Annotated in this window: 8 protein-coding genes; 4 read left to right on the plus strand and 4 right to left on the minus strand. The window is 69.0% G+C overall.

The features are described from left to right. The first annotated feature begins 357 nt into the window (after nucleotides 1-357). Complete coding sequence (locus G328_RS16045) at nucleotides 358-1,401, plus strand: hypothetical protein (protein ID WP_019619800.1); 1,044 nt, start codon at nucleotides 358-360, stop codon at nucleotides 1,399-1,401. Nucleotides 1,402-1,654: 253 nt separating this feature from the next. On the opposite strand, the gene G328_RS0113055 is transcribed toward G328_RS16045, so the two are convergent. Then, on the minus strand, nucleotides 1,655-3,037 hold the full coding sequence (locus tag G328_RS0113055; RefSeq protein ID WP_019619801.1) for an aspartate aminotransferase family protein: 1,383 nt from the start codon (nucleotides 3,035-3,037) through the stop codon (nucleotides 1,655-1,657). A gap of 266 nt (nucleotides 3,038-3,303) precedes the next feature. After that, complete coding sequence (locus tag G328_RS0113060; RefSeq protein ID WP_019619802.1) at nucleotides 3,304-4,737, minus strand: NAD(P)H-quinone dehydrogenase; 1,434 nt, start codon at nucleotides 4,735-4,737, stop codon at nucleotides 3,304-3,306. A gap of 49 nt (nucleotides 4,738-4,786) precedes the next feature. On the opposite strand from G328_RS0113060, the gene G328_RS0113065 reads away from it, so the two are divergent. Beyond that, on the plus strand, nucleotides 4,787-5,671 hold the full coding sequence (locus tag G328_RS0113065) for a purine-nucleoside phosphorylase (RefSeq protein ID WP_019619803.1): 885 nt from the start codon (nucleotides 4,787-4,789) through the stop codon (nucleotides 5,669-5,671). Beyond that, a complete protein-coding gene (locus tag G328_RS0113070) occupies nucleotides 5,668-7,392 on the plus strand; it encodes a phospho-sugar mutase (protein ID WP_019619804.1) in 1,725 nt (574 codons plus the stop codon). Before G328_RS0113065 ends, G328_RS0113070 begins: the two co-directional genes overlap by 4 nt. 68 nt (nucleotides 7,393-7,460) lie before the next feature. Here G328_RS0113070 and G328_RS0113075 read toward each other — a convergent pair whose 3' ends face one another. Beyond that, nucleotides 7,461-7,922 carry a PTS sugar transporter subunit IIA gene (locus G328_RS0113075; RefSeq protein WP_019619805.1) on the minus strand — a complete coding sequence of 154 codons (462 nt, stop codon included), beginning with the start codon at nucleotides 7,920-7,922 and terminating at the stop codon, nucleotides 7,461-7,463. Beyond that, nucleotides 7,919-9,061: an adenosine deaminase gene (locus G328_RS0113080; protein WP_019619806.1), complete on the minus strand. Its 1,143-nt coding sequence runs from the start codon at nucleotides 9,059-9,061 to the stop codon at nucleotides 7,919-7,921. Before G328_RS0113080 ends, G328_RS0113075 begins: the two co-directional genes overlap by 4 nt. A gap of 664 nt (nucleotides 9,062-9,725) precedes the next feature. On the opposite strand from G328_RS0113080, the gene G328_RS0113085 reads away from it, so the two are divergent. Next, on the plus strand, nucleotides 9,726-10,484 hold a 759-nt coding region (locus G328_RS0113085; protein ID WP_019619807.1), incomplete at its 3' end, for a DUF222 domain-containing protein.

The raw sequence follows: 10,484 nt of genomic DNA on the forward strand, positions 1-10,484 counted from the left end.
GCTGGGCTGCCGGCCTACGGGGTGCCGAACGCCATGGGCGCGGTCGGACGCCCCGGCCACACTTGCCCACGACACACGACTTCGGCCACGGCCTCCGTGCCCACCACCCCGCTCGACATGGGCACACTTGCGTGCCCCGGGCACACTTGCCCATCGCGCTCGACTCTGCCCACTGCATCCAGGACCTCAGCTGACCAAGCGCGCAGCCTGCCAGCGGACGCCCGCGCGCGGCAGAGCAACCGGATGGGGTTGACTTGCCCTCTGCCGCAACTCGCGACGCTGCTGTGGAAACGCGGTTCTCCACAGGGGGCGGATGCGCGGCAGCGCACGACGCGAGGCTGGGGTTCGCTGTTGGGCATGAACCTGATCTTCACGCAGCGAGACATTGCGCCCGACCCGCTCACAGCCAGTGAGTTTCTGCCCGAGGACGAGCAGTTGCAGCGCGTCTACCGCGGGGTCTACCTCGAGATGAAAGGCGAGGACTTCGCGAAGCTAAAGCCCGAGGTCGTGCACGCCGCGCGAGTGTTCGCGGCCCGCGGCAGCATGACCCAGGGAACAGTCTGCGGTGCGAGCGCGGCAATCTTGCACGGGCTGCCGCTGCTGCAGTCGCGCATTCCCGAGAAGGTGCAACTGTGTCGCGACTGGAGCGACGCATCCGGCGGCTGGGTGCGCACCCGACAGATGCGACTCGACGACAACGACTGCGTCGAGGTCGCGGGCTTGCCTTGCACGTCGCTCGCACGCACAGTGCGCGACCTGGCCGGCGAGCTTTCGTTGCCCGAACTCCTTGCGGTGACCGACGCGGCGTTAGCGAGGGGCGCCGACCTCGCCCCGCTCGCGACCGTACGCAAACACGGCCGCAGACTGCGCTGGGTGCTGGAGCACGCGAATGAGCGATCCGAGAGCATCGGCGAGTCGTGGAGCCGGTACATCATGATCACGACCGGCATCGACCTGCCGCTGCAGCAGGCGACCGTGCTCGACCAATACGGCGATTTCGTGGCACGGGTCGACTTCGCGGTTCCCGGACTCGTCGGCGAGTTCGACGGCAAGACGAAGTACACCGACCTCGTGCCAGTCGGCGAGAGCGCGGGCGACGTGATCATGAATGAGAAGCACCGCGAGAAGCGGATGCGCGGCCTCGGTCTCGAGGTCACGCGGTGGGGATGGACGGATCTGCGCGACCCGACCGGCTTGGCCAGGCAGTGGACGCAGGCTCTGGCTCGCGCATCCCGTCAACCCGCACCGCTCGCGCGGGTCGCCCTGGAGCCCGTCCGACGTGTCGCGCCGCCCGACTGGACCGCGATGTTTACTCGCCTCGCGCTCCCCGCGCGGCACGCGGTAACCGCAACGACGGCATCCCTCGTGCCCGAGTTGCTCGTGCCCGCGCTCGAGCCGTGAGCTCGAATCCTAGCTTCGAGCAGCGAGCTCGAGCCGTCGACGCACGCCGCGAGTGCGAGCAGCCGACCCGCGCCGCGAGCGCAGTGGGCGCGCTCGCGTGCCACGGGCTCACTTGCCCACTGCGCTCGACTCTGCCCACCGCATCCGGCGACACGACCACGAACGAAGGGGGCGGGGCCGGATGCGCTGGCCACACTTGGCCACTGCATCCGGCCCCGCCCCCTGCATTCGCAAAGCGCGAGCGCTGCCGAACTTAGCCGCGGATCGCCGCCGCGAGTTGGTCGAACGCCTCGACGTACGCGTCGATTGCCGCGTCGTCGTGGGTGACCGAGAGCGTCCACTCCTCTTCACGGCCCGGGGTCATGAAGATGCCGCGGTTCATGTTGAAGAGCCACGCGAGGTCGGCGAGCTTGCCGCCGGTCTTCGCGTTCGCCATGTACGACTCGTAGTCGGTGACCTTGTGGTCGCTGAACACGACGCAGCCCTTCGAGCCGATGCCGACGGTGTAGGCGTCGAGGTCGTAGCGCTTGATGACGTCGTCGCAGCCTGCGAGGATGCGGTCGTTGAGGTGCGCGAGGTGCGCGTAGGCGTCGTCGGTCATGACCTCGAGCAGCGAGGCACGAGCGGCGGCGAGGGTCAGCGGGTTGCCGTTGTAGGTACCCACCTGGTAGACCGAGCCGTCTTCGACCACGGTCGCGACTTCTTCGGTCATGCCGATCGCGCCGGCGGGCAGGCCGCCACCGAGCGCCTTCGCGAGGGTGACCATGTCGGGCTGCACGCCGAACTTCTCGGTCGCGCCACCGGGCGCGATGCAGATACCGGTCTTCACCTCGTCGAAGATGAGGATGATGCCGTACTTCTTCGTGATGTCGCGCACGGCCTGGAGGTAGCCGTCCTCGGGCAGCACGACGCCGAGGTTCATCATCGCGGCTTCCATGATCACGCACGCGGGCTTGCGGCCCTCGGCGTCGAGCGCCTGGATGCGCTTCTCCATGGTCTCCGCGTCGTTGAACGGCACGGCGACGGTCATGTCGACGGTCGCCTGCGGCACGCCGGCGCCGTAGGGAATCGAGGCGTAGTTGTCGCGGGGGCCGATCTCCTGCTCGTCGATCCACCCGATGTCGACCATGACGGTGTCGTGGTGGCCGTGGTACGAGCCGAAGATCTTCATGACGGTGTCGCGGCCGGTGAGGGCGCGGGCGATGCGGATCGCGTCCATCGTCGACTCCGAGCCCGAGTTCGTGTAGCGCCACTTCGGCAGGCCGAAGCGGCGGGCGAGCTCATCACCGACGACGATGGCGTCTTCGGTCGGCGCGGCGAAGTGCGTGCCGAGCGGGTAGCGGTCGGCAACTGCCTTGCCGATCGCGGGGTGCGCGTGGCCCTGCACCATCGAGCCGAAGCCGTTGTGGAAGTCGTAGTACTCGTTACCGTCGACGTCCCACACGCGGGGGCCGTCGCCCTTCTCGACGTAGATGGGCCACGGGTCGTGCAGCTGGTACGACGACGCGACGCCGCCGGCGAGGTGCTTGCTCGCGTTGGCGTAGTAGTTCTTCGACTCAATCGTGCGCTCGTTGAGCTTTTCGCCCTCTACCTTGGTGAGTTCTACGACGCGGTCGAAATCGATGGGCTTGCCCATGGTGGTTCTCTCTTCTCTCTGGGCCGGCCTGGCGCCAGTTCGTGTCGAGTGGTGTGTTGCAGCGACCGGCCTGGCGTCGGCAACACGGTGTACGGCGTCGGCGCCGTCCTAACCTCACCCTACTATAAATATGAATCAGATTCACTTAACTGAGTGCAGCCTGGGAAAACTCGACGGCCGCAACACCCGCGCAACAGCCCCGCACAAACGAACAGACCGGCGTACCCGAAGGCACGCCGGTCTGCAGCGAAGTCTCGCGCCGAGCGCTAGTCGAGGTGCACGTGCATGTCGCGCGCCGCATCCACGATCGACCCCGAGAGCGACGGGTACACGGCCCACGACGACGCGAACTCGTCGACCGTCAGGCGCTGCTCGATCGCCACCGACAGGGCAAGCAGCAACTCGGATGCGCGGGGCGCGACGACCACTCCGCCCACGATCACGCCGAGGTTGTTTCCGGCGATGAGCTTGACGAAGCCGTCGCGGAACCCCTGCATCTTCGCGCGCGGGTTCTGCGAGAGCTCGAGCTTGTGCACGCGGCCCGAGCGCTTGCCCTCCTCGATGTCCTTCTCTTGCCACCCGACGGTCGCGATCTCGGGGTAGGTGAAGACGTTCGAGGCGACGTTTCGGAGGTTGATGGGGCGCACCTCGTCGCCGAGCGCGTGGAACACGGCCGTGCGGCCCTGCGTCGACGCGACCGAGGCGAGCGGGAAGAAGTTCGTGCAGTCGCCCGCGGCGTACACGTTCGGCACGCTCGTGCGCGCGACGCGGTTGACGACGATGTGGCCCGACTCGGTCGTGTCGATGCCGGCCTTCTCGAGGCCGAGGTCGGCGGTGTTCGGAATCGAACCAACCGCCATGAGGCAGTGCGAGCCGCGTACCTCGGTGCCGTCGGTGAGCGTCACGACGACCTCGTCGCCGTCGCGCACGACAGTCTCGGCGCGGGTGCGCGAGAGCACCTGCATGCCGTTGCGGCGGAACACGTCTTCGATCACGTCGGCGGCGTCGGCGTCCTCGCCGGGCAGCACGCGGTCGCGGCTCGAGACGAGCGTCACGTTGACGCCGAGCGAGCGGTACGCCGAGGCGAACTCGGCACCGGTCACACCCGAGCCGACCACGATGAGGTGCTCGGGCATCCGGTCGATGTTGTAGAGCTGCTTCCACGTGAGGATGCGCTCACCGTCGGGCTTCGCGGTCGGCAGCTCGCGTGGCGACGCACCGGTCGCGAGCACGAGCGTGTCGTACTCGATTCGGTCGAACTCGGTGCCGTTCTCGCCCGTGCTGATGCTCACGATGCTCGGCACGACGATGCGACCGTGGCCCTCGACGAGGCGCACGCCGCGATCCTTCAGGTTGAGGCGAATGTCGTCAGACTGGTTCTGCGCGAGGCGAAGGATACGCTGGTTGAGCTTGCCGAGGTTCACGGCAATCTCGGGGCGGCGCGGGTTCTCGGCGTCGTCGCGCACGAAGTACTGCAGGCCGAGCTCGTCGGCGGTGCGCACGTGCGTCGCGGCCTCGGCCGTGGCGATGAGGGTCTTCGAGGGGACCACGTCGGTGAGCACCGCCGAGCCGCCGAGGCCGGTGCGCTCGATGAGCGTCACGTCGGCGCCGAGCTGTGCGCCCGCAATCGCCGCCTCGTAGCCACCGGGGCCACCGCCGATAACAACAATCCGATGACGTTCTGTAGTGCCTGCAACCATGCGCCCCATTTTGTCACGTCCGCGCGGGCTCCTCCCCTACGCTAACGTCATGGCTGATCTCACCTCAGAATTCGCCCATCCGCTCGATGATTCCGCCGCGAACCCGGCCGACATCGCCGCAGCGGCCGCCCAGGTCATCGCCGACCGCAGCGGCATCGCGCAGCACGACATCGCACTCACGCTCGGCTCTGGCTGGGGCAAGGCGGCGGATGCGCTCGGCGAGACCGTCGCGACGCTCACGGCCGACGAGGTGCCGGGCTTCTCGAAGCCGGCGCTCGCGGGGCACGTCGGCACGATCCGCTCGGTGCGGCTCGAGTCGGGCCACCACGCCCTCATCATTGGCGCCCGCACCCACTTCTATGAGGGTCACGGCGTGCGCCGGGTCGTGCACTCGGTGCGCACGGCGGCCGCGACGGGCGCGAAGATCATGGTGCTCACGAACGGCGCTGGCGGGCTCAACCCCGCCTGGGGCCCCGGCACGCCCGTGATCATCAACGACCACATCAACCTCACGGCGGCCTCGCCGCTCGAGGGCGCGACGTTCGTCGACCTCACCGACCTCTACTCGAAGCGGCTGCGCGACATCGTGCACGGCGTCGAAGACCTCGACGAGGGCGTGTACGTGCAGTTCCGCGGTCCGCACTACGAGACACCGGCCGAGGTGCGCATGGCGGGCGTCATGGGCGGCGACATCGTCGGCATGTCGACGGCACTCGAGGCGATCGCGGCCCGCGAGGCCGGGATGGAGGTGCTCGGCATGTCGCTCATCACGAACCCGGCCGCCGGTATCTCGCCCGACCCGCTCAGCCACGAAGAGGTCATCGCAGCTGGAAAGGCCGCCGAGCAGCACCTCGCGAAGCTGCTCGCCGAGTCGGTGACGCGCATCCTCTCGACCCCGGCCGCCGGGGAGGGCTCGGAGGAGGTCGACCGATGACGCTCCCGCTTATTCGCGAATCGCAGGTCGCGCTGCGGCACGCCGCCGAGGCCTGGCTCGCGCAGGATCCCGATGCTGAGACCCGCGCCGAGCTCGAAGAGCTGCTCGGCCAGCTCGGCGACCTGAGCGCGGCCGGCGAGCGCATCGCCGACGACGACGATTCGCCCCGCGCCGAGGCGTGGCGCGAGCTGCGCGACCGCTTCGCGACCCGGCTTCAGTTCGGCACGGCGGGCCTGCGCGGCAGGCAGGGCGCCGGCTCGAACCGGATGAACCGGGTGGTCGTCGCGCAGGCGGCCCGCGGCCTCGCCGACTTCCTCATCGCCCGCGGCGACGCCGACCCGAGCGTCGTGATCGGCTACGACGCCCGCATCAACTCCGACGTCTACGCCCGCGACACCGCCGAGCTCATGCAGGCGGCCGGCGTGCGCGCGACCCTGCTCCCCCGCGCGCTGCCGACCCCCGTGACGGCGTTTGCGGTGCGCCACCTCGATGCGTCGGCGGGCGTCATGGTCACCGCCTCGCACAACCCGAAGTGGGACAACGGCTACAAGGTGTACCTCGGCGGCGCCGACAACGGCTCACAGATTGTGCCGCCGGTCGACGGCGAGATCTCGGCCGCGATCGAGGCCGTCGCGAACGGTCAGAAGGTGAACGAGCTGCCCCGCGACGAGTCGTACACGGTCGCCGACGAGTCGCTCCTCGACGCGTACGTGCAGGCGACCGCGCGGGTGCTTCGGCACGCGCCAGCGCCGATCAAGGTCGCGTACACGGCGATGCACGGGGTCGGTTGGGAGACCTACCGCGCCGTGCTCGGGGCGGCGGGCGTCGCGCTCCCCGAGCTGGTCGCCGAGCAGGTCCAGCCCGACGGCACGTTCCCGACGGTCGATTTCCCGAACCCCGAGGAGCCCGGCGCGCTCGACCTCGCGTACGCGAAGGGCACCGAGGTGGGCGCGCAGCTCATCATCGCGCACGACCCCGACGCCGATCGGCTCGCGGTCGCGGCGGCCGACGGCGACGAGCAGTGGCACCTGTTCGGCGGCAACGACATCGGCAAGCTGCTCGGCTGGCGCGCGGCACAGATCGCCGCCGACGAGGGGTCGGGCGGCACGCTCGCCACCTCGCTCGTCTCGTCGCCGGCGCTCTCGGCGGTGGCCGAGCACTACGGCCTCGACTACGCCGAAACGCAGACCGGGTTCAAGTGGATTTCCCGGGCCGACGGAATCGTGTACGGCTATGAGGAGGCCCTCGGCTACCTCGTGAACACCGAGACGGTGCGCGACAAAGACGGCATCTCGGCCGCGCTCGCGGTGCTCGACCTCGCGTTCGCGCAGGCCGCGACCGGCAAGACCCTCATCGACCTCGACAACGAGTTCGGCGAGCTGTTCGGCGCGTTCGAATCGCGCCAGGTCGCGCTGCGATTCGACGACCCGGCCGAGCTGCCGCAGCTCATGGCGCGGGTGCGCGCCGAGCCGCCGACCCAGGTGGGCGACGCCGCGGTCGCCGAGGTGTACGACTACGAGACCGATGCGAACCCCGCGAACATCATGCGCCTACGGCTCGACGACGGCACGCGCATCATGATTCGGCCCTCGGGCACCGAGCCGAAGATCAAGGTGTACATCGACGCCGTGTCGCGCGACGGCTCGCTCGCGGAACGCCGGGAGTCGGCGTCGGCGCGCGCCGATGCCGCGGCCGTGGCGATGCGGGAGCTGCTCGGTTAGGGGTGGTGGCGCCTGGCCCGGGCGCTGCGCAGGTCAGGCGCTCGGGTGCTCCGGGCTCGCGGCTCGCGTTACGGCTCGATGACGCCGAGCGCGGCGTAGAGCTCGGCGTCGGTCTTCGCGCGCACGGCGCGGTCGACGATGCCGCCGTCGCGCTCGAGCTGCGCCGCGATATCGGCGATGACCTCGATGTGCGCGGCCGCGTTCGTCGTCGCGACGGCGATGACGAGGCCGACCGGGTCGAAGTGCGCGTGGCCGAACGCGACCCCGTCGGGGAACGTCACGGCCGCGGTACCGGCCTTGAGCGAATCGGCGCTCGGCTGCGCGTGCACGAGCGCGAGGCCCGGCGCGATGACGGTGTAGGGGCCGTAGCGATCGATGACCGAAATGACCTTGCCCGGATACTGCCGGGTGACGTATCCCTCTCGCACAAGCAGCGCGGTCGACTGCCGCACGGCGTCGCGCCAGTCGGTGGCCTTCGCGCCCGCAAGCACGAGCTTCGGGTCGGTGAACAGCGTCTTCGCTGCGCTCACACGGCACCTCCGGCGTCGTAGGCGGCATCGATGGCCTCGGCGAGGTCTTCGCGGTCTTCCAGTGGCGCGAATGCGGCCTGGGCCGCGTTGAGCTGCAGCTGCTCGAGGTCGCCGAGGCGCAGGTCGAACGCGTCGGCGACGAGCTGGAGTTCCTCAGAGACGCTCGTGTCGCTCATGAGGCGGTTGTCGGTGTTCACGGTCGTCTCGAATCCGAGCTGGTAGAGCAGGTCGAACGGATGCGCGGCGATCGACTCGACGCGGCCGCCGCCCGCCGAGCCTTCGGCGAGTTCGAGGCCGGTCTGCAGGTTCGACGAGGGCGCGAGTTCGAGGGCGATGCCGCGGTCGCGCACCCACGAGGCGATCGGCCCGAGCGAGACGCGCGTGCCCGAATCGTCCGACTGTTCGATCGTGATGTCGTCGGCGACGCGGGCGCCGTGGCCGAGCCGCAGCGCGCGACCGTCGATGAGCGCCGAGGCGATCGACTCGAGCCCGGCCGCCTCGCCCGCGTGCACGGTGACGGGCAGGAATTCGCCCGCAAGCTTCGTGAGCGCTTCGATGTGTTCGCTCGGCGGGTATCCGGCCTCTGGACCCGCGAGGTCGAAGCCCCACACTCCCCCGAGCTCGCCGTCGGCGCGGGCACGCAGGGCGGCGTCGGCAACCTCGAGCGACGACGTGTTCTGGCGCATCGCGCAGATGAGCTGGCCGGCGCGGATTCCCCGTTCTTCGGCGCCCTCGCGCAGGCCCGCGGCGGCCGCCGCGATCGCGTCGTCGAGCGTGCCGCCGCCGCGCAGGTGCTGCTCGGGCGCCCAGCGGAGTTCGGCGTAAATCACGCCATCGTCGGCGAGATCGTGCACCGCCTCGCGGGCGATTCGGTGGAGCGCCTCGGGGGTCTGCAGCACCCGGAGCACGACGTCGAACGTCTCGAGGTAGCGCTCGAGCGCGCCAGAGTCGGCGTTCGTCCGGAACCAGTCGCGCAGCGCCTTGCCGTCGCGCGCCGGAAGCTCGATGCCCGCCTGGTCGGCAAGATCGATGATCGTGTCGGGGCGCACGCCGCCGTCGAGGTGGTCGTGCAGGAGCACCTTCGGGAGGGTACGCGCGTCGACGCCCTCGGCAAGCCAAACTTCACTGGGCCCGGTCACGCGCCACCTCCATCCTCGTCGTTGAAACCGGTGTCGATGCTACCGAGTCGCAATGACGAACGTCCTCAGATTTCTACATGACGTAACAGACGGGGCCGGCGGCGGGGATGTCGCAGGGGTCGCGGTGGACTGAGGTTCCAACGCCTTCTCCCCCGCCCCGCCCCTCCGCCGACTGACGGCAACTTGCGACATTTTCAACGAGAGAACCGCAAATTCCCGTCAGTCAGCGGAGACCAGACGGATGGGCGCGAGCGGATGGGCCCGACGTCGAGAAATGTCGCACGGTCACGGTGAACCGAAGCTCCAACGCCTTGCTCCCCCACCCCGCCGCCTGACGGAAACTTGCGACATTTTTGGCGAGAGAACCGCAAATTACCGTCAGTTCGCGGAGACCAGCCGGATGGGCGCGCACGGATGCGACGACGCCAGGAAATGTCGGAGGGTCGTGGTCGACTGAAACCAAGGCAGCAAACCCGGCGGCACGAGGAAATGTCGCAGGGTCATGGTCCACTGAAACCAAGCCAGCGAGCCGGGCGACAGCGGGAGATGTCGCAGGGTCATGGTGAGCTGAACGCAAGACAGCGAACCAGCGCGACGCGGGAAATGTCGCAGGGTCGTGGTCCACTACAACCAAGGCAACCAGCGCGGAAGGGAGGCGACCGAGATGACCAACACGGCACCCGAGTACGGCGATGACCTCTCTGATGAGAACCTGCGCGCGGCGCTCGAACGCTTCCATACCGACCTGCGTGATCGCGCCCGCATCGACGCCTCAGACTTCAGCACCTACGCCACCATCTACCGCACCGCGCAGGCCTACACGAACCGTGACTGCGGGCCCGCGGTCGCCGCAACGAAGCGTGATCAGACGTTCCGGTGGCACCTGCGATCCGTCGCCGGCGAGTTCGCCTGCGACGCGCAACTCACCGACAACTCCCTCATGAACCGCGCGCACAACGCGAACGACCTGTTCACGAAGTTCCCCTATTGGCACGACGCACTGTCCGACGCTGCGGTGCAGGTCGGGCACGTCAACGCGATGCTCCGCCAACACGCACCCGTCGCGGAACGCAACTACGACCGCTACGGCCACGAGGTCCTCCGCTACGCGAAAACCCACACCGTGCCGCAGACCGAGTCGTTCGCGAAGCAACTCGCCGCGAAACTCGCGCGCGAAGACTTCGAGCGCGCCCACAAGGCCGCTTTCGCACAGCGACGCGTCCTCGTCGACCAAGACGACTACGGCATGGCGTACCTCACGGCGTACCTCCCGGCCGCGACCGCAGCAGCGATCCACGAACGCCTGTCGCGCGACGCCCAAGCGATGGCCGAGGTCGCGAAAGCCGAAGCCACGCAGCACCGCAAAGAGGACGGATTCGAGGCGGATCTTCGCACCCTCGACCAGCACCGCGCCGATATTTTG

The sequence above is a fragment of the [Zimmermannella] faecalis ATCC 13722 genome (assembly GCF_000381765.1).
GTDB lineage: Bacteria > Actinomycetota > Actinomycetes > Actinomycetales > Microbacteriaceae > Gulosibacter > Gulosibacter faecalis.

Bases quoted from the DNA above. Each gene is read 5' to 3' on its own strand.
- G328_RS0113060 (WP_019619802.1), bottom strand. From the start codon at position 4,737: ATGGTTGCAGGCACTACAGAACGTCATCGGATTGTTGTTATCGGCGGT.
- G328_RS0113070 (WP_019619804.1), top strand. From the start codon at position 5,668: ATGACGCTCCCGCTTATTCGCGAATCGCAGGTCGCGCTGCGGCACGCC.
- G328_RS0113055 (WP_019619801.1), bottom strand. From the start codon at position 3,037: ATGGGCAAGCCCATCGATTTCGACCGCGTCGTAGAACTCACCAAGGTA.
- G328_RS16045 (WP_019619800.1), top strand. From the start codon at position 358: ATGAACCTGATCTTCACGCAGCGAGACATTGCGCCCGACCCGCTCACA.
- G328_RS0113065 (WP_019619803.1), top strand. From the start codon at position 4,787: ATGGCTGATCTCACCTCAGAATTCGCCCATCCGCTCGATGATTCCGCC.